At 68.7% G+C, this 19654-nt stretch carries 15 protein-coding genes; 5 read left to right on the top strand and 10 right to left on the bottom strand.

Annotated elements, in window-relative coordinates:
• Positions 1–63: 63 nt before the first annotated feature.
• Positions 64–825, bottom strand: a complete 762-nt coding sequence (locus ACIBG5_RS17505) for an SDR family oxidoreductase (RefSeq protein WP_396392527.1) — start codon at positions 823–825, stop codon at positions 64–66.
• 79 nt (positions 826–904) lie between these two features.
• Between ACIBG5_RS17505 and ACIBG5_RS17500 the strand changes: the two genes are divergently transcribed.
• Entirely contained in the window at positions 905–1471 is a 567-nt protein-coding gene (locus ACIBG5_RS17500) for a TetR/AcrR family transcriptional regulator (protein WP_396392526.1), read from the top strand.
• Positions 1472–1478: 7 nt separating this feature from the next.
• Here the strand turns inward: ACIBG5_RS17500 and ACIBG5_RS17495 are convergent, their stop codons facing one another.
• The gene (locus ACIBG5_RS17495) at positions 1479–2891 is read right to left on the bottom strand and encodes a sensor histidine kinase (protein ID WP_396392525.1); all 1413 of its coding nucleotides are present in this window, start codon (positions 2889–2891) and stop codon (positions 1479–1481) included.
• Positions 2892–2954: 63 nt separating this feature from the next.
• Positions 2955–3875: a phosphotransferase enzyme family protein gene (locus ACIBG5_RS17490; protein ID WP_396392523.1), complete on the bottom strand. Its 921-nt coding sequence runs from the start codon at positions 3873–3875 to the stop codon at positions 2955–2957.
• Between the two features lie 216 nt (positions 3876–4091).
• Between ACIBG5_RS17490 and ACIBG5_RS17485 the strand changes: the two genes are divergently transcribed.
• The gene (locus ACIBG5_RS17485; protein WP_396392522.1) at positions 4092–5537 is read left to right on the top strand and encodes a hypothetical protein; all 1446 of its coding nucleotides are present in this window, start codon (positions 4092–4094) and stop codon (positions 5535–5537) included.
• Between the two features lie 196 nt (positions 5538–5733).
• On the opposite strand, the gene ACIBG5_RS17480 is transcribed toward ACIBG5_RS17485, so the two are convergent.
• The 6 genes from ACIBG5_RS17480 to ACIBG5_RS17455 all read right to left on the bottom strand — a co-directional run bounded on the left by ACIBG5_RS17480 (position 5734) and on the right by ACIBG5_RS17455 (position 12453).
• Positions 5734–6936 carry a cytochrome P450 gene (locus ACIBG5_RS17480; protein WP_396392521.1) on the bottom strand — a complete coding sequence of 401 codons (1203 nt, stop codon included), beginning with the start codon at positions 6934–6936 and terminating at the stop codon, positions 5734–5736.
• A gap of 41 nt (positions 6937–6977) precedes the next feature.
• On the bottom strand, positions 6978–7685 hold the full coding sequence (locus ACIBG5_RS17475) for a hypothetical protein (protein WP_396392520.1): 708 nt from the start codon (positions 7683–7685) through the stop codon (positions 6978–6980).
• The gene (locus ACIBG5_RS17470; protein ID WP_396392519.1) at positions 7682–8485 is read right to left on the bottom strand and encodes a type II CAAX prenyl endopeptidase Rce1 family protein; all 804 of its coding nucleotides are present in this window, start codon (positions 8483–8485) and stop codon (positions 7682–7684) included. The genes ACIBG5_RS17475 and ACIBG5_RS17470 overlap by 4 nt, the downstream gene beginning before the upstream one ends.
• A gap of 196 nt (positions 8486–8681) precedes the next feature.
• Entirely contained in the window at positions 8682–9326 is a 645-nt protein-coding gene (locus ACIBG5_RS17465; protein ID WP_396392518.1) for a response regulator, read from the bottom strand.
• Positions 9317–11053, bottom strand: coding sequence for a histidine kinase (locus tag ACIBG5_RS17460; RefSeq protein WP_396392517.1), 1737 nt, complete (start codon positions 11051–11053; stop codon positions 9317–9319). The genes ACIBG5_RS17465 and ACIBG5_RS17460 overlap by 10 nt, the downstream gene beginning before the upstream one ends.
• A 167-nt stretch (positions 11054–11220) precedes the next feature.
• On the bottom strand, positions 11221–12453 hold the full coding sequence (locus ACIBG5_RS17455; RefSeq protein WP_396392516.1) for an aldose epimerase family protein: 1233 nt from the start codon (positions 12451–12453) through the stop codon (positions 11221–11223).
• Between the two features lie 224 nt (positions 12454–12677).
• Between ACIBG5_RS17455 and ACIBG5_RS17450 the strand changes: the two genes are divergently transcribed.
• The 3 genes from ACIBG5_RS17450 to ACIBG5_RS17440 all read left to right on the top strand — a co-directional run bounded on the left by ACIBG5_RS17450 (position 12678) and on the right by ACIBG5_RS17440 (position 16462).
• Complete coding sequence (locus ACIBG5_RS17450; RefSeq protein ID WP_396392515.1) at positions 12678–13277, top strand: cysteine hydrolase family protein; 600 nt, start codon at positions 12678–12680, stop codon at positions 13275–13277.
• Positions 13278–13284: 7 nt separating this feature from the next.
• Positions 13285–14214 carry a GlxA family transcriptional regulator gene (locus tag ACIBG5_RS17445; RefSeq protein ID WP_396392514.1) on the top strand — a complete coding sequence of 310 codons (930 nt, stop codon included), beginning with the start codon at positions 13285–13287 and terminating at the stop codon, positions 14212–14214.
• Positions 14215–14311: 97 nt separating this feature from the next.
• Complete coding sequence (locus tag ACIBG5_RS17440; RefSeq protein WP_396392513.1) at positions 14312–16462, top strand: MMPL family transporter; 2151 nt, start codon at positions 14312–14314, stop codon at positions 16460–16462.
• On the opposite strand, the gene ACIBG5_RS17435 is transcribed toward ACIBG5_RS17440, so the two are convergent.
• Positions 16455–19598: a glycoside hydrolase family 3 N-terminal domain-containing protein gene (locus tag ACIBG5_RS17435; RefSeq protein WP_396392511.1), complete on the bottom strand. Its 3144-nt coding sequence runs from the start codon at positions 19596–19598 to the stop codon at positions 16455–16457. The genes ACIBG5_RS17440 and ACIBG5_RS17435 overlap by 8 nt on opposite strands.
• Positions 19599–19654: the final 56 nt, after the last annotated feature.

Genomic DNA, 19654 nt, shown 5'->3' with positions numbered 1-19654 from the left:
CCTCCGCCTGACGCCGCAGTTGGCTGGTGATCGTGATGGTCTGGCGGTCCGGTGAAGCGGGTGTCAGCGCTCGTTCGGGCCGAGCCAGAGCCCGCCGTTGGCTTCGAGGACCTGGCCGGTGACCCAGCGCGCGTCGGCGGACGCGAAGAACGCGATCACGTCGGCGAGGTCGGCGGACTGACCGTGCCGCCCGAGGGCGACCATGCCGGCCACCAGTGCGGCGGAGTTCGGGTCCTGCAGCCAGCCGTTCATGTCGGTCTCGGTGATGCCGGGAGACACCGTGTTCACGGTGATCTGGCGCGGGCCGAGGGTCCGGGCGAGCGAGCGGGTGAAGACGTTCAGTGCTCCCTTGGTCATGCCGTAGCCGATCTCCGGCTGGGCGAACCAGGTGACACCCGACGACACGTTGACGATGCGGCCGCCGTCGGGCATCAGGGGCAGGACCCGCTGGGTGACGAAGAGCGGCGCCTTGACGTTCACCGCGATCAGCCGGTCGAACGCTTCGGGCGTGATGCCGTCGATGCTGTCGGCGTAGTCGATGACGGCGGCGTTGTTGACCAGGATGTCGAGACCGGCGCCGTCGAGTCCGGCGACCAGGCCGTCGTACAACGTGTCGACGTCGCCGTCGGTGCCGAACTCCGCGCCGACCGCGAACGCGTCTCCGCCGGCAGCGGTGATCGCCTCCACGGTCTCCTTGGCCGCCGCCTCGTTCGTGCCGTAATGCACCCCGACGCGCGCACCGTCCGCGGCCAGCCGCTCGGCCGCGGCCCGCCCGATCCCGCGTGATCCACCGGTCACCAACGCCGTCTTTCCCTGCAAGCTCATATCGTGGCCCTCCTCGAAACGGAACGATCCCTAACATCAATGTAAGGGAACGATCCCTAACATTGCTACCCTCTTTCTCATGAGGACCCGCAGAAGCTCGGACGAGACCCGTGCACACGTGCTGGAGATCGCGCACGAGCTGTTCTACTGGCAGGGGATCCGGGCGATCGGCGTGGACCGGATCGCGGCCGAGGCCGGCATCGCTCCGACCACGCTGTACCGCCTGTTCGCGTCCAAGGACGATCTGGTCGCGGCGTACGTCGACCGTGCCTACGAGGCGTACCGCGAGTGGTTCCGTACGTCGCTCGAACGCGGTGGCGACGATCCGCGCGACCGGGTGCTGGCGCTCTTCTCCGGGCAGAACGCGATGCTCCAGCCCGACATCTGCCGGGGCTGCCCGTTCCTGATGGTGCTGACCGAGTTCCCGGACGAGAAGCTGGCCGGACACCAGCGGGCGATCCAGTTGAAGGAGTGGGTCCGCGACCAGTTCGTTGCCTTGGCCAACGACCTGGAGGTCGATGACCCGGACCAGCTGGCCGCGCATCTCACGCTGATCTTCGAGGGCGCCTACGCCTCGGTCCAGGCGCTCGGCAGCGTCGGGCCGGCAGCCCAGGCGCGCCCGCTGGTGGAGAGCCTCCTGAAGTAGACGAGCGTCAGCGGGGCAGTGCGAGAGTGAAGGTCGTGCTCTCGGGCTGAGAGGTGAGGATGAGCGTGCCTTGGTGGGCTTGGGTGATGGAGTGGGCGAGGGAGAGGCCTAGGCCGGCGCCGCCGGAGGCTCGGGTGCGGGAGGTGTCGGCTCGGGTGAAGCGCTGGAAGACGGTGGGTTGCAGGTCGGTGGGGATGCCGGGTCCGTCGTCGTGGATGGTGAGGACGGCGGAGTGGGCGGACGAAGTCAGGGCGACTGTGACCGTCGTACCCGGAGGAGTGTGACGGCGGGCGTTGCCGAGGAGGTTGGTGACGACCTGGTGCAGGCGTTGCTCGTCGCCGATGACGACAACGGGATCCGACGGCAGGCTCGACCGCCACACGTGGTCGGGCGCCACGATCCGCGCGTCGGCGATCGAGTCGTGCGCCAGCCGGCTGAGGTCCACCGGACGACGGTCGAGCGGACGGCCCGCATCGAGGCGAGCCAGCAACAGGAGGTCCTCCACGAGCGCCGCCATCCGGGTCGCCTCGACCATCACCTTGCCCATCGCCTGCGTGTACAACTCGGGATCACGCCGCTGCAGACTCAACTGCGCATACCCGTGAATCGTGGTCAGTGGTGTTCGAAGCTCATGGGAGGCATCGGCAACGAACTGCCGCACCTGCAGCTCACTCCGATGGCGCGCGTCCAGCGACCGCTCCATGTGCCCCAGCAACGTGTTCAAGGCGACCGCGACCTGACCGACCTCGGTCCGTTCGTCCGTCAGCCGTGACGGGACCCGCGCCGTCACTCCGATCTCACCGGTGTCCAGCGGCAACCCCGCCACCTCACGAGCCGTCTGCGCGACTCGCCGCAGCGGCCGCAGTTGCCGTCGTACGACGAACACTGCGGCACCGCCCGCGGCCAGCACGCCGACGCCGCCGAACAGCACCTCCCACCCGATCAGACTGTTGACCGTGTCATCGATGTCCTTGGTCGGCAACCCGGTGATGACCGTGACGTCGCCGATCCGCGAAGTGTGCACCCGGTACTGCCCCAGACCGGGAACGGCCACGGTCGCATTCGTGCCGCCGGCGGGTACGGCCTCCAGGACAGCGAGGTCTTGGTCGGACAGGGTGGTGACCTGGCCGGCGGTTGTGATCACGTTGCCGACGGCATCCGACGCACTGCGGTAGACGGTCACCGTGCCGGCGTCCTGCCCGTGCGGAACGTCCGGCGGCGGCTTGTTCCCGCCGCCGTTGGTCAGCACGCCGAGCGCCCGCCCATGCGTCGCCATCACCTTGGTGTCGAGTTGCTTGGTCAGGTACGAGCTGATGGCGGCGGTCGTCAGCACACTGATCAGCACACTCACGACCGCGACCAGCAGCACGACCGCGGCCGCGACCCGTGCGGTCAGCGAGGCAGGCACGAACCGCGTCATGCACCCCAGCATGAGCAACCAGCCCTGGAGGAACCTCCGCGCCGGCTGGGGAATTGCTGTGAGTCAGAGGATCTCGGCCGCGTCCTGCCGCAGTGCCTCGAGCTCACCAGCAGCCCACCCCTCGGTCCGCGACTCGGTGCCGCGGAACGTCGGCTTGTCGACCAGGTGGAAACGCAGGTTGAAGATCCGGCCGACGACCCGCAGGTACGGGATGGCGGCTTCGTCGGCCGCCGCGATCGGCCGCCGCTTCCTGTACCCCGACTTGAACGATGACCAGTACGGCGTCGACGCGACGCCGGTGAAGTCCGCGGCCCGGGGACCGATCGCGGCGAGGTCGAAGTCGAGCAAAAGCAGTCCCTGCGGCGTCAGCAAAACGTTGTCGAGAGTCACGTCGCCATGGCAGACACCATGGTCGGAGTACTGCGCGACGTTGTTCCGTACTGCGGCCGCGAGTTCGCGGAGCAGGTTTTCCTCCGCGCGGTCGATCGCGAGGATCTGCTCGAGCGGTTCGTCGAGCCGATGGGCGACATCCGCCGGACGACGCCGGTACGGCGACGAGTAGTTGTCGGCGGCATCGTGGACCGCGGCGAGTTGCGCGCCGAAGGCAGCGTACAGATCGTCGTCGAACGGCGGTCGTGGGGTGGTGCCGTCGACGAACTCGGACAGGGTGAACGGCCGTGATCCCTCAGGTGCGTCGAGGACGCCGACAAGGTCACCGGAAGGCAACGGACGAATTGCTGGAACGAGCAGTCCGGTGGACCGCAGATGTTCCGAAAGCCCTGCCTCCCAACGGATTTCGTCCGGGTGGCGTCCGTCGTACCGATAGAGCTTGAGGACGTATCGGACGTCTCCGGCGGTCAGCACGTAGACGTCGTTGACCAGTGACCGCAGCAGCTCGCAGCCGGTGAAGCGGAGGCCGTAGAGCTCGCCGAGGTAAGCGCTCAGAGCGCGTGGGTCAGGCAACGATCGCAGGGTCCGGACCATGGCCCGACCCTAGGAGACTGGGCTCCGTAAATCCTGTGAATTCGAGGTGTGAAGTCCGGACGGAGTGGGGAGGTTCGCAATGTTTCCGGATTCGCCTCCCCTTCTGGGGCCGGAAACCGGTAGCCTCGTTCAGCGGTCCTTGGGGGAGGCCTACCGAGCCACCGCATCCATCCCGACGAACTGCCGGAGAGCCCAAACCGGTCAGGAGACCACGTCTTGCAGGAGAACACCAGCAATCCCAGTACTGGCGAACTGGCGAACGTACCCCTTACCGGTGCGGACAAGGTCGCCTATGCGTTCTACGCCACTGCGGCCGCGGCCGCACTAGTCGGCCAGGTCTGGGCCGGCGTGACCCATATCCCCTGGCCCGAGGAAGGCTTCTCGCAGTTCCTCAAGATCGCCGTCGTGACGCCCGCGGTGGCCGTGCTCGAGCTCGGTGGTGTCGCCACCGCCGCGCTGGCCGACCTGCGCCGGCGCAAGGGTGAGCAGGCCTACGCCTACCGCGCGATGTCGTTCTTCGCGGCGCTGGTCGCGGTCGTCTTCAACGTCGTCGGTCACTGGCGTCCGGAGGAGCGGTTCCTCGCCTTCGGCTTCGGCGGCCTGTCCGCGTTCGCCTACGTGCTCTGGCTGATCCACAGCTCGGCCCGCCGCCGCGACGCGCTGCGCCGGGCGGGGCAGATGCGCGAGACCGGCCCGGTGTACGGCGTGGTCCAGTGGGTGCGCGAGCCGCGCGTGACCTGGCTGGCGCGGTCGCTGGCGATCGAGCACGGGTACAGCCTGTACGAGAGCCTGCGCGCCGCCCATCACCAGATCCGGAACAAGTCCCGGCGCGACGCCATCGCCGGGACCGTTGCCGAGTACATCCGTTCCGAGCACCAGGACGAGCGGCTGGCGAAGATCGCCGAGACGACGTACGACCCGGACCGGCTGGCCGGGATGCTCGAGGAGCGGATCAACTACGAGGTCATCACCAGCAAGCTGACCAAGGCGATCTCGCCGCCGCCGGAGCCCGAGGAGCGTCCCGCCGTACCGGCCGCGGTCTGGGTGCTGGAGGGTGGGCAGCCGCGCCGGGCCGAGGGCACCGGGGTGTCGTTGCGCGACGAGGACGCCTGGACCGGCGAGCTGATGGCTGTCGACTACCAGGTCCCCAACGACGAGTCGGTCGCCGAGGCGGTCGTCGTCGAGGACGAGAGCGAGCCGGAGCACGTCGTCCAGAACGGCTCGTCCAACGGTGCGGTGAACGGGTCGGTGACAGGGTCGGTGAATGGCAAGCTCAAGCCGCTGGCGCCGCAGCCGAAGGCCGAGCCGGTGGTGCAGAAGCCGCAGCCGCCGTCGCCGTTCGCGGACGCGACGGACACCCAGCCGCCGGCGCTGATCACGACGGCCCCCGCCGAACCTCCTGTGCGGAAGTCGGTCGTGGACGAATCGGTGGTGGCGAAGCCGGCGATGGAGTCGATGAAGATCGAGGAGCCGGCCGCCGAACCGACCGCACTGGAGAAGAAGCGGATGCGGGCGTGGGCGCTGCTGTCCGACTGGCCGGAGGGACACGAGCGTACGGCGAAGAAGCTCGCCGACGCGATCGCGTCCAGCGAGCCGATGGCCGCACGCTTCATCGAGCAGTACGAGGCCGAGCACGGCCTCGTGTTCACCTCACAGAACTAAGCCTCGATCCGTGGATCCTGCCGCGCTGCGCGGCACTCGGCGGGCACATCGCGGCGTTGGAGGACGAGGCACGGAGAACCCCACTCCGAGCCTCGCCCTCCGCCTTGCGCTGCACTCCGCCGAGCACCTGCTCGCTGCTGCCAGGATCCACGGATCGAGGCTTAGATCCCCGCGCCGGCCGCACCCCGGCGCGGGTTCAGTTCCCGAGGTTGACCGGTAGTTCCGCGAGGCCGCTGACCAGGACGCGGCGCCACTCGAGGTCCTCGGCCGGCTTGGCCAGGCTCATCCGCGGGAACCGTCGTACCAGGGCCAGCAACGACTCCTGCAGTTCGATCCGGGCCAGCTGTGCCCCGAGGCAGAAGTGCGGCCCGAACCCGAACGACAGGTGCTTGTTGCCCTTCCGGTCCAGCCGCAGCTCGTCGGGAGCGTCGTACGCGCGGGGATCCCGGTTGGCCGAGTTCAGCGCGGCCATCACGCCTTCTCCGGCCTTGATCCGTACGCCGTGCAGCTCGACGTCCTCGAGGGCGACGCGCAACTGGCCGACCTCGCTGAAGCGGTTGAAGCGCAGCAGCTCCTCGATCGCGGTCGGGACCAGAGTGGGATCGGCGACCAGCTTGGCCCAGTTCTCCGGCCAGCGCAGCAGGGTCGCGACGCAGCTCGAGATCTGATTCGCCGAGGTCTCGTGGCCGGCGACCAGCAGATTCACACCGAACGCGATCAGCTCTTCCTGGCTGAGTCGGTCGCCCTCCTCGCGGGCCCGGACCAGTTCGTCCAGCAGGTCTTCCGCGGGCTGGTCGGTGTTCGCCAGCTTCTTCGTGACCAGGTCCTCGATGTACGCGGTGAGGTTGGTCATCGCGTCCTCGACCAGATCCTTCTCCGCCATCTTCATGCTGTACCCGAGCTCGGTCCACTCACGGAACCGCGCGCGGTCCGCGTACGGTACGCCGAGCAGTTGGCAGATCACCTGGATCGGCAGTGGCAACGCGACCAGTTGCCGGATGTCCGCACCGTCGCCGGCCGCCGCGACATCTTCCGCGAGCTGAGCCGACAACTCCGCGACCCACGGCCGGGTCTGCTCGATCTTCCGATGCGCGAAGGTCGGCACGACCAGCCTGCGCAGCCGAGTGTGCTCGGGCGGGTCGGTCGTGGTCAGGCTGTTCGGCATCGGCTTCGCCAGCGCGACCCGGGGTGCTCCTTGCTTGACCACCGCGGCCCGCGAGAACCGCGGGTCCGCGAGCACCATCCGTACGTCGTCGTACCGCGTCACCAGCCAGACCTCAGCCCCCGCCAGCGTCCGCACCCGAGCCACGGGACGGTTCTCCCGCAGCTCGGCGAACGTAGGCGAGGGATCGAACTGAAAGGCATCCTCGAACGGAATCTCCAGCACCGGCTCCGACATGTCTTCGACCCTAAGCGACTTAGGTAACCCTTGCCCGCTGCTCAGCGGGTCGATGGGGAGGGGCGGGTCGCGATCGCCGGGACGATGAAGGCGGCTGCGATGAGCAGCATCAGGACCGCGCCGATGAGGGATCCGATGGTGATGCCCTCGACCACGGGCAGGGTGCCGCCCAGGCTGAGCTCGGCGTCGACGTTCGGCGAACCGTCGGCGTTCATGATGACGACGGACCAGTCGCCTCCGACGGCCTTCCAGTCGAGGGTTCTGGAGCCGGAAGCGACCCAGAACGACTGGTCGGCGGGTGCGGCAAGGGGCTTGTCTCCGGCGTGTGCCGTGGTCGACAGCTTGAACGGATCGACGTCGAAGTCCGCGACCTCGTCGTGGCTGACGCCGTTCAGGTACGTCGCAACCTCGGCAGCCGGACCGATCCCGACGAACACCGGCGTGCCGTTCTTCGACTCGATGTCGATGCGGACCTCACCGAGGAAGTCGTCGGCGTACAAGGCGTCCGGCCCGGTGCCGCCGACATCGAGTGACGGCGCCAGTAGAGCGTAGGAGCTGGTCGTGACGCGCTCCGGTCCGGCGGTGAAGTAGCCGTTGTCGCGTTGCTGCTGCGCCCAGAGGCCGAAGCCGCCGATCGCGAACAGGATGAGGCTGACCATGCCGAAGAAGGCGCCGACGACAACCAGTAGAGTACGGCGGCCGCTCCACGAGCGCTGAACTGTTGGCGTAAGGCTCGGTGTGGTGGTCATGAGACTGTCTCCTTGGCATGGGTTGGGGGCTGGTTGTCGACTGCGGCGGCTGGTGCGGGGCTGGTCCAGAAGCGGCGGCTCACGATCAGGAGCCCGATGGCGACTGCCCACCACACGCCGACGTACAGCCAGGTCTCGCGGGTCAAGTCGCCGGAGCCGGTCGGCCAGAGTTCGCTGGTGTTGACGCTGCCTTCGGTGGCGTGGGCGATGAGGGTGATGAGCACGCTGCCGGCTGCGTGGTTGAACAGCCACGCGTACCAGAACGTGACAGCGATGGTGGTCAGGGCCTCGAAGGGCTGGAGCCCGAACGAGGAGATGAAGAACAGCGGCGCGTGCCAGCCGGTGATCGCCACGGCGAGGATCGCGGTCGCCGCGAGCGGCGTGCGGGTGGCCTGCAGCTTCGGCTGCGCGTAGCCGCGGAAGCTCGGTTCCTCGTTGAACGGGCCACCGGTCGGGTCGACCATGATCATGCCGACAACCATCGCCAGGGCGTACCAGGGCGTGAATTGCCCAGTGTTCGGCGCCGGTGCGCCCAGCGCCTGGTTGAGCGAGATCGTGACGAAGTGGACGGCGAGCGGTACGGCGATCGCGACGACGTACCAGACCCAGCGGACCCGCCAGCGGATCACCCGGGCGCCGAGGGCTCGCAGACCGGCGAGGCCTTCGGTGAGGAAGACGATGACGACGGCGGCGACCAGGGCGCCCGGGGCGAAGAAGCTTCCGAACGGGACGGCTCCCCAGGCGAGGACGTAGGCGAGCACGAAGAAGCTGAGCACGGGGTGATTGCGGATGAAGGTCATGACGGTTCTCCTGCGGATCGGGGGCGGCTGCGGACTTGGGTCTTGGTTCGGCCGGCGTGGAGGCTCGGGGTCGTTCTGGATCACGCGGGACTTGTGCACTGCTCCTCCAGGGACTCGGTCTACGTCCGAGACTCGCGCTCCTGGGCGCGTTCGGGAGACCGGTCGACCGGTGGAGGAATGGTTCGGGTTTCTGGTGTCAGGCGCGCAGGTAGAGCAGCACGGCGAGCACCCGGCGGGATTCGCTGCGGGTGGACGGGATGCCGAGCTTGGTGAAGATGCCGGAGACGTACTTCTCCGCGGCGCGCAGCGTGATCGTCAGCGCGTCCGCGATGCCCTGGTTGGAGGCGCCGGTCGCCATCAGCTCCAGCGCTTCGCGCTCGCGCGGCGTGAGCACCGCGAGCGGATCGTCACCACGCCGGCGCTTCAGCAGGGTGGAGACGATCTTCGGGTCGATGGCCGAGCCGCCGGTGGCCACCCGCCGTACTGCGGCCACGAAGTCCTCTACGTCGCTGATCCGGTCCTTGAGCAAGTAGCCGACGCCCTCGGCGGACTCCGACAGCAGTTGCATCGCGAGACCGAGTTCGAGGTACTGCGACAGCACGAGTACGCCGACCCCCGGATGCTGCGCGCGGATCCGCAGAGCGGCGCGCATCCCTTCGTCGTTGTGCGTCGGTGGTAACCGGATGTCGAGGATCGCGACCTGCGGCGGGAAGCTGCGGACGTACCGCAGCAGGTCGTCGGCGTTGTCGTACGCCGCGACCACCTCGAGCCCGGCGCCAGTCAGGATCCGGGTGACCCCCTCGCGCAGCAGCACGCTGTCCTCGGCGATCGCTACTCGCACGGGAACTCCGCTTCGAGCCGGGTCCCGTTCCCGGCCGGGCTCCAGATCCGCAGCCGGCCTCCGACCGCCTCGACCCGATCGGCGAGTCCGCGAAGCCCGGTCCCGCGCTCGGTGTCGGCCCCGCCGACGCCGTCGTCGACGACCTCGACCACGACCGTGTCCGCCGAGCGCGTGACGTGGACCGAGGCCACGGTCGCGTGGGCGTGCTTGGCGATGTTGGTCAGGCTCTCGCTGACGACGTAGTACGCGGCGACCTCGATCCGCTCGGTCAGCCGTCCGCCGACCGTGACCTCGAGTTCGACGGGTACGGCGGCCTGTGCGGCCAGCGACTCCAGCGCGACGGCCAGGCCGTGGCCGGTGAGCACGGCAGGATGGATGCCGCGGGCAACATCTCGCAACTCGTCGAGCGAGACGCTGACCTCACGCTTGGCCTGCAGCAGCCGTTCCGAGGTCTCGCCCCCGGAGCTGCCGGCGAGCAGACCGAGTTCGAGCGACAGGGCAACCAACCGCTGCTGGGCACCGTCGTGGAGATTGCGCTCGAGTCGCTGCCGCTCTTTCTGGCCGGCGTCGATGACGCGGGCCCGTGAACCCTGCAGTTCTTGCAGCCGGGCGCGGAGTTCCACCTGCAGGCGGTTGTTCTCCAGCGCGATGCCCGCCGCCGCGGCGACGGCGTCCAGCAACTCCCGCTCGTCCTCGAGCGATCGGTCGAACTCCAGCGCGATGATCGGTTCGCCGTCTCGGTTGATGACCCGCGTCGCTCGCCCCTCCTCGGCTCCCCGCAACGTGATGGCCCGTCCGTCGTGGTCCGCCCAAGTGCCGTACTGAGGCAACCAATACGCAAGCGTCAGGGAGGGATCATGCAGTGCTCGCGCCAGTGGTTCGCGCAGATCGTCGGTCGGGTGGGCGCGCAACTCCATCAGGAGCGCGCCCACGTCGGTCCGGGCCAGCCGGGCATCCAGCAGGCCGAGCAGGAACGCGACCGGGGCGAGCCCGAGTGCGGCGAAGGCGATGTGGCGGACCGTTTCGATCTGCGGCCAGCCGCGCAGACCTGCGACGAACAGGACCGCGAGCGCGATCAGGGCCAGTCCGAACGTGTCCACCAGCAGTGTCACCGGACGTCTGCGAGTACCGGCCACGGCAGGGCGTCGTACGAAGAGCAGAACGGTGCCGGTCAGGAGCAGAACGCTCATGGTGATCAGCTGGATTTGTTCGATCCGGCTGGCCAGGAGCGGCCTGGTCGTGACGGTGAAGAGGCTCTCCGGATTGATCCCGAGCACGATCTTCGCGAGCTGCAGGACCACCGCGGTCACGTAGCCGCAGACGACGACCAGCTGGCGGGGACGCCCGACCACCCGTCCGGTGGGGTAGGCGAGGAACACGTGCAGGAACATCGCAGCCGGCACAAGGTCGAGCAGATGACCGATGGAGAGCAGTGCAGGCACCGTCGACCACTGCAAGGCGGTCAGGGCCATCACGAAGCCGGTCGCGATCATCAGCGGGCCGAGCCGGCTCTCCGGCCGGCGCCACCAGGCGATGGTCCCGCTGATCAGGTACGGGACGGTGATCCAGTTGAACAGCAACGCCTGCAGGCCGGGCCGCACCAGTTCGTCGCCCGCGAGCGCGAGGGCCACCGAGACGACCAGCGTGCCGAACCCTGCCACGACGGTCGTCCACAACGCCCACGGCCCGGGGCCGCGGGCCGGTTCTGCCAGGGCCCCCCTCGCCACAACCCGTCACCCACCCTCTAACGCCAGCCTGCGCCCGTTCACCGGTGCAGGCAATGCGTGAGGTACCTAAGGACAGGAGGTGGTCCCGTCGGTGACGGGACCACCTCGCTGCGTGAGCCTGCGGCGGACCGGCCGGCCCGACTACCTCCTGTTCTTCGGTACGGGTGCTACTTGGTGCCGAAGGTGTAGATGGTGGTGGTCGCGTAGGTCTGGCCGGGGCGGAGGACCGTGGACGGGAAGTTCGGCTGGTTGGGGGAGTCCGGGAAGTGCTGGGTCTCGAAGGCGAAGGCGTCGCCCTGGCGGTAGGCCTTGTTGCCGATGCCCAGGAACGTGCCGTCGAGGAAGTTGCCGCTGTAGAACTGCGCGCCCGGTTGGTCGGTGTGGACCGTGACGGTGCGGCCGTCCTCGGGCTCCCAGAAGCGGGCGGCGAAGCGGAGGCCGTCGTGATCGGTCTTGCCGCCCAGGACGAAGTTGTGGTCGTAGCCGCGGCCGACGATGAGTTGCGGGTGGTCGCCCCGCAGCCGGGCGCCGATCGCGGTCGGCTTGTTGAAGTCGAACGGCGTACCCGCGACCGGGGCGATCTCGCCGGTCGGGATCAGGCCGGCGTCGACCGGGGTGTACGACGGTGCTTTCAGCTCGAGCACGTGGTCGTCGATGGAGCCGCTGCCCTCACCGGCCAGGTTGAAGTACACGTGGTTGGTCAGGTTCACCACGGTCGGCTTGCCTGCGACGGTCGCGTGGTAGTCGATCCGCAGGTTGTCGCGCCGGTCCAGCGTGTAGGTCACCGTGGTGCTGAGCTCACCCGGGAAGCCCATCTCGCCGTCCGGGCTGACGTAGCTGAACGCGACGCCGACCGAGTCGTCGGTGCGGACGGTCTTGGCCTTCCACACCTTCTTGTCGAAGCCGATCGTGCCGCCGTGCAACGCGTTCTCGCCGTTGTTGACCGGGATCTGGTACGTCGTCCCGTCCAGCGTGAACCGGCCCTTCGCGATCCGGTTGCCGTAGCGGCCGATGGTGGCGCCGAAGTACGGGCTGAGGGCCGCGTAGTCGGGCAGGTTGTCGAAGCCCAGGCTGATGTTCTTGGTCCGGCCGCGCCGGTCCGGGGTCTCGACCCGCTGGATGGTGGCACCCCAGGTCAGCATCGAGATCGTGACCCGGCCGTTGGTGAACGTGTAGACGTCCACCGCAACGCCCTCCGGGGTGGTGCCGAACGGGTCCTTGCGGATCTCCAGCTTGCCGTGGTGTGCACCCATGGCGGCCAACTTATCGGGCGTACCAGCGGCCGAACCGGCCTGGGTGGTCGCCTCCGCGGTACTGCTCAGAGCGCCCGCGGCGGCGGCACCCAGACCCAGGGCGCCGGCCGTACGCAGGACCTGGCGGCGGGGCAGGTGGTCGGGCATCGCATTCCCCTCACTGAGTCGACGGTGGTCGGCGAGAGCGTTTCCACGCCGACCCGGGCACGATAAGCACGGGTGTCCAGTGTTTGGAACAGTTCGTAACGGTTTGAATTCGTCCGATGACTGCACGGGTATCGAAAGGTCCGCCGACCGCTGACCGGATCGGTCCGGTCCCGGCCCCGATCGGGTCTTCTCCGGTACGCCGGCAGCACGCGAGCATGGACGGTATGAGCGCAACCGCACTGATCGTCATCGACGTCCAGGAGTCCTTCCGCGTCCGGCCGAACTGGCGGGCCGTCAACCACCCCGACATCGCAGACCGGGTCGGCCGCCTGGTCCGCGCCGCCCGGGACCAGGGCGACCTCGTCGTCTGGGTGCTGCACACCGAGCCGGGCACCGGCGGCGCGTTCGATCCGGCCAACGGCCACGTCCGGCTGATCGAAGGACTCGAGCCGATCGACGGCGAGCCGGTCATCACCAAGACCTCGCACAACGCCTTCACCACAACGAATCTGCAGCAACTCCTGACCCAGCACGGCGTCACGGAGTTGGTGATCGGCGGCATCCGGACCGAGCAGTGCTGCGAGACCACCACGCGGATCGCCTCGGACCTCGGCTACGACGTCGTGTTCGTCACCGAGGCCACGGCGACGACCCCGTTGCCGCACTGGACGATGCCGGCCGACGCGACCCTGGACGAGATCCTGGCGGATCCGCGCACGCTCAGTCCCGAGCTCGTCACCGAGCGGACCGAGTACGCGCTGGCGGGCCGGTTCGCCACCATTCGGACACTCGACGAACTGACCGGCGTACCCGTGTCATCCTGACCAGATCATGAGTAGTACTCGGGTCGTCTTCCTGCTGGTGCCGAAGCTGCACCTGCTGGATCTGGCCGGGCCGGCGCAGGTCTTCTCGACCGCGAACGACCTCGGCTACGGCTACCAGCTGAGCTACGTGGCGGAGGTCGAGGAGATCGCCACCGCCCAGGGCGTGCCGGTGAAGGCGCGGCTGGACTGGCCCGACCTCGATCCGGGCGACCTGATCGTCGTACCGGGTTGGCGGTCGCCGCGGTTGTCGCCGCTGCCGCCGATCGGGCCCGAGACCAGGCAGCGGTTGCGCAGTCATCACGCAGCCGGGGGATCGGTGGCCAGCGTGTGTTCCGGTGCCGATGCACTCGGCGCCGCCGGGCTGCTCGACGGCCACCGCTACACCACGCACCACGACCTGACCGAGGAGCTGGCCGCGCGGTACCCGAAGGCGACCATCGTGCGGGACGTCCTGTACGTCGTGGACGACCGCGTCATCACCTCCGCGGGGATCGCGAGCGGGATCGACCTGGCGTTGCACCTGGTCGCGGTAGAGCGGGGCGCCGAGGCGGCGGCCCGGGTGGCGCGGGAGATGGTCGTGTACGCGCGGCGCAACGGCGACGAACTGCAGGACAGCGTGATGCTGCGGTACCGCGGTCACCTGAGCGACCTCGCCCACCGGGTGCAGGACGTCATCGACGCCCGGTACGCCGACCGCCTCCTGCTCGCCGAGCTCGCGCACGAGGTGGGCGTGAGCGAACGGACCCTGACCCGGATCTTCACCAATGCCACGGGTCTGACCCCGCTGCGGTACCAGCAACTCCTCCGCCTCGAGCGGGCCGAACACCTGATCGGCCACGGTGCCACCGTCGAGGCAGCCGCTCGCACCGTCGGCTTCGAGGATGCCCGGATGCTCCGCCGCCTCCGCGCCCGCACCGCGGAACCGGTCGCGGGGTAGACCTAGGTCCACCCGGCCGGGGGACTCAGCGCTCCTGAGTTCCGCCCGCCGTCCCGCGAGGCTCGTTGTGTCCGGAACAACGAGAGGTGGGGACAGCGTGAGCGCTGGTGGCGTGACCGTGCGGGTTGCACGGTGGAGTGCGATCCATCCATGGCGAGCGATCGGCCTTTGGCTGCTGCTCGTCGTCGTCGCGGTCGGGATGTCGGTGGTCATCCCGAAGCAGCAGATGCAGAGCAAGGACACCTGGGTCGGCCAGTCCGGCCAGGCAGCCGAGATGATCGAGCAAGCCGGGCTGGGTGATCGGCCCGCGGAGACCGTCCTCCTGACCGATCCCGACGGTCCGCTGGACAAGACGGCCGCGACGACCGCGATGACCCAGCTCCGGCAGAAACTCACCGCACTGGACTCGGTCCAGGTGGTCGGTCAGCCGGTCTGGTCGGAGAACGGCAAGGCCGCCTTGCTGCCGATCGAGTTGAAGGGAACGGCGGACGACGCGGCCGACGCGATCGAGAAGGTCGTCGCCACCACCGCCGAGGTGCAGCAGGCCAACCCGGACCTCAGCATCGCCCAGGCCGGCACGGCTTCACTGGACGCGGGGATCTGGAAGCAGGTCGGGTCCGATCTCGCCAAGGCGGAGAAGCTCAGCCTGCCGATCACGTTCGTCCTGATGCTGCTGGCGTTCGGTGCGCTGATCGCGGCCGGGATCCCTGTCCTGCTGGCGTTCTCGGCGGTCGGCGCCGCGCTCGGCTTCTACGCGCCGCTGTCGTTCCTCTTCCCCGACGGCGGGTCGGTCGCCAACGTCGTCCTGCTGATCGGGATGGCGGTCGGCGTCGACTACTCGCTCTTCTACCTCAAGCGAGAACGCGAGGAACGGCGCAAGGGTCGCAGCACCCTGGACGCCGTCGAGATCGCCGCGGCGACCTCCGGTCACTCGGTGGTCGTCTCCGGTCTCGCCGTGATCGTCTCGATGGCCGGCCTGTACGTCGCTCAGGACATGACGTTCGCGTCGATGGCAACGGCAACGATCGTTGTCGTCGCCGTGGCGGTCCTCGGCTCCTTGACCGTGCTGCCCGCGCTGCTCGCGAAGCTGGGGCACCGGGTCGACCGGCCCCGCGTCCCGCTGCTCTGGCGGCTGAACCGGCGCATCGGTCCCGGCGGGATCAGCCGTCGCATCCTGGCTCCGGTACTGAGCCATCCGCGGGCGGCACTGTCCGTGTCGATCCTCGCCGTGGCCGCTCTCGCCGTACCGGCACTGGGGATGAAGACCGAACCATCCGACCTGAACACGCTGCCCCAGAGCATCCCCGAGGTACGCACGTTCAAGGCGCTGCAGGAGAACTTCCCGTCGCAGGGCGGTCTCTCGTACGACGTGGTCGCGCGCGGCGAGGATGCGGTCGCGGCGTTGACCGGGCTGCAGCAATCCGCAGTACGCAGCGGCAAGTTCGTCGTACCGCAAGGAGAGGCGATCCGGCAGGCGGCCGGGACCGCGGTGCTGACGCTGGTGTCGGTCCTGCCGGAGAGCAGTGCGAACGCCGAGACCGCGTTGAACCAGTTGCGGTCGGACTTCGTACCGGCCTCGCTCGGGTCCGTGCCGACCTGGGCGGTCGGCGGGGAGCAGGCGGAATCGGTTGACTACGGCAACAACCAGCGGGACAAGCTGCCGTGGGTGATCGCGTTCGTGCTGGCGCTGACGCTGGTGATGATGGCCATCACGTTCCGGAGCCTGGCGATCGCGCTGCTGACCACGGTGCTCAACCTCGCCTCGGTGGCGGCGTGCTTCGGGGTACTGGCACTGGTGTTCCAGCACAGCTGGGCCGAAGGGCTGCTCGGGTTCACGTCCTCGGGCTTCGTGGTGTCGTGGATCCCGCTGTTCCTGTTCGTGATCCTGGTCGGGCTGTCGATGGACTACCACGTGTTCGTCCTCGGCCGGATCCGCGAAGGAGTGGCCGAAGGGCTGACGCCTCGCGAGGCGGTCCGCAAGGGCGTCACCGAATCGGCCGGTGTGGTGACCAGCGCGGCCGCGGTGATGGTGTCGGTCTTCGCCGTGTTCGCCACCCTCGGCATGCTCGAGATGAAGCAGATGGGCATCGGCCTGGCCGTCGCCGTCCTCATCGACGCGACCCTGGTCCGGATCGTGATGCTTCCCTCCGTCCTCGTCCTCCTGGGCCGCAAGGCCTGGTGGCCGAACCGTCTCCACCGCCAGGCCGCAACCACAGTTCCCGACCAGGAACTCGTACCGATCAGCTGAGCTTGGAGGCCGCCGTCAGTTTGCTGACGGCGGCACTCAGCTGTCCGGTCAAGAGCAGGTGCTCGGCGTCCGACGTGAGTTTGGACGCCGGCTCTGTGACGTTCTGCCCGATGTGGTTCTGAGCGATCCAGCGGGCCGCGCCAACAACCGCGTCGCCTTCGGTGAAGGAGTCCACCTCGGTGCGCTCCAGGGACTTGGCGGACTGGGTCAGAGCGGCGAGAGCAATAGTTGCCTGGGGCCCTGACCAGTCCTTCGCCTGGAGAGCGACCGAGGCGGCGACCGCAGCGGCCAGGGCGTAGGGATCGTGCTTCTGCAGAAGGGTGTTCCGCGCCTCCGTCAGCTTCTGCCGAGCCGTCGCCTGGGTGGTCAGACCCCAACCGTAGGGGTACTGCGGATCGTAGGAGGCGTCACCGACGTTCAGCGGCTCCTGCGCTTCGGTCCGCGGCCAGGTGACCGGCAGCCGTCCGGTGAACGGCCGCTTGCCGAACAGGACGTCCGCGACCCCGGCGCCCTCGGTGCCCGGCAGCCACGACGCGACCACGGCGTTCATCGTGCCGAGCTGGTCGGCGATCGCCTGCGGGCGGCCGGACACGATCAGCACGACGCACTTCATCGCGCCGCAGACCTTGTCCACCGCTGCCTTGTCGGCGTCCGACAGCAGCAGGTCGTGACCGTTGCCGACGTCACCGATCCCCTCGGCGTACGGGCGTTCGCCGACGACGACCACGCCGACGTCGTGACCCTCCAGTGGAGCCGAGGCATCCGCGCTGAACGTCGCCGTCGGCACCACCTGCTTGATCCCGTCCAGGATCGTCGTACCGGTGGTCGTCGTACCGGAGCCGCCCTGCCAGGTGATGCTCCAGCCGCCCATCTGGTTGCCCAGGTCGTTCGCGTTGCTGCCGGCCACGTACACCTTCGAGGTGGATGCCAGCGGCAACAGGTTGCCGTCGTTCTTCAGCAGCACCTGGGACTTCGCGGCCGCCTCCCGCCCGACCGCGCGGTGTGCGGCGGACCCGATGTCGGCGAGGTGCGACGTGTCGGCGTACGGGTGCTCGAACAGGCCGAGCTTGAACTTCTCGGTCAGGATCCGCCGGACCGCGTCGTCGACCCGGGTCATCGGCACCCGGCCGGCAGCGATCTCGTCGGTCAGGCCCTGGGTGAAGCCCTGGTAGTTGGTCGGCACCATGATCATGTCGAGCCCGGCGTTGATCGAGGTCCGGATGTCGCTCGCGTAGTCGCCGGGCAGCTGGTCGATCGCCTGCCAGTCGCTGATCACGAACCCGTCGAAGCCCATCCGCTGCTTGAGTACGCCGTTGATCAGCTCGCCGTCGCCGTGCATCTTGACCGGAGCCTGGCCATCGATGGCGACGCTGGAGTACGACGGCATGACGGTCCCGACCCCGAGATCCACCGCCGTCCCGAACGGCGCCAGGTGCAGCGTCTCCAACTGCTCACGGGTGACCTCGGTGATGCCTTGGTCGATCTTGTAGCTACCGGTGGTCGACGATCCGTACGTCGTACCGCCGTCGCCGACGAAGTGCTTCGCGGTCGCCAGCACACGGGTGTTCTGTGCGAGTTGGCTGCCGTCCGCCTTGCCCTGCATGCCGGTGATCACGGTCGCCATCGACTGCACCAGCGCCGGGTCCTCGCCGTACCCCTCGTATGCCCGGCCCCAGCGGTCGTCGCGGACCACGCAGACGCACGGCGAGAAGTCCCACGGAATGCCCGTCGCGCGTACCTCGGTCGCGGTCACCTCACCGGTCCGGCGGGCCAGGTTCGGATCGCGGGTCGCGCCGATGCCGATGTTGTGCGGCAGGATCGTCGCGCCGACCACGTTGTTGTGGCCGTGCACCGCGTCGACGCCATAGATCAGCGGGATCTGCAGCCGGGTGGCCTGTGCGTTGAGCTGGAAGTTGTCGATCATCGCCGCCCACGCGGCCGGGGTGTTCGGCGTCGGCACCGAGCCGCCACCGGACAGCAGCGAGCCGAGCGCGTACGACGCGATGTCGGTCCGCGAGCGGAGTGCGTTGCGCTCGGCCTGGGTCATCTGGCCGACCTTCTCGGCCGTCGTCATCCGGGCGAGCAGGTCGGCGACCCGCTCCTTCACCGGGAGCTTGCTGTTCAGGTAGGGCAGGTCGTGGGCGTTGATCACGACGACCGGCTGGGTCGACGGCGCCTTCGCACCGGTGACGGTGAGCTCGAGCGGGATGGTCTCGGCGGCCTCCGCGGAGTGGTCCTTGCGGGTGGTGACGGCCACGGTCCGCGCGGTGCCGGACGCCGTACCGGCTGGGAACGTGATCGTGCCGGTGACCGGGTTGTAGTCGTCGGCTCCGGCGGACCCGATGCCGGTGCGGTACTCGACGGTGACCGGCTCCTCGAGCGGGGTGCTGCCGGTGGTCGCGACGGAGATCTTGACCTGCGCGGTGCCGCCTTCCTTGACCGGGTAGACACCGGCATCGGTGCCGACGCTCGCCTTCAGTGCGGGATCGGCCTTGCCGTAGACCTCGACCTGGTCGATCGCGAACTCACCCGGGGACCCGACCGGCATGGTGATCGCGTAACCCCACATCTGGTTCAGATTCAGCACCTGGTCGATGCCGCCGACCGGCTGGAAGTCGGTGCGGTACACCAGGTCGCTGAACGGGATCTCGACCAGGTGCCAGCCCTGCCAGTCGTCGGTGAAGCTGGTGTTCCACAGTTCGGAGGCCTCGGCGTTGGCGCCGCCGTCCTTGATCTCGAAGAAGATCCGCTTGCCCGAGCCGGGTGGCAGTGGTGCGGTGTTCTGGCCGTACCACCAGAACCGGATGCCCTTGTGCGCGGACCAGTCGCCGGGGTTCTGATCGAACGTCACGTCGTGGCTGAACCCGCCGTACCCGCTGATGTTGTAGGTGCCGTGCAGCACCTTCTCGCCGGACGGCGCGTCGGCGCGCGCCTGCAGCTCCATGGTCGGCGGGTCGTCGGCGTCGCTGCCCCAGCCGAAGATCCCGGCGTTCGGCGGCGACGCGAACGGCTCCGCGCCTTCGAACGCGGCCAGCACGATCGGCGCCGGGTCGTCGGCGCCCACCGCCGGCAGCGGGAGCAGCCCGGTGATCAGGGCCGCTGCCGCGACCAGTGCTGTCTGACGGAAACCACGCATGGCCGACTCCCCACTCCGCGCGAGCCTCACACCCGCGTTCGGCCCTGACTCTCAGC

Origin of the sequence: Kribbella sp. NPDC050241 (assembly GCF_044459685.1) — a bacterium.
GTDB lineage: Bacteria > Actinomycetota > Actinomycetes > Propionibacteriales > Kribbellaceae > Kribbella.
This window is presented reverse-complemented; position numbering and strand designations above follow the sequence as displayed.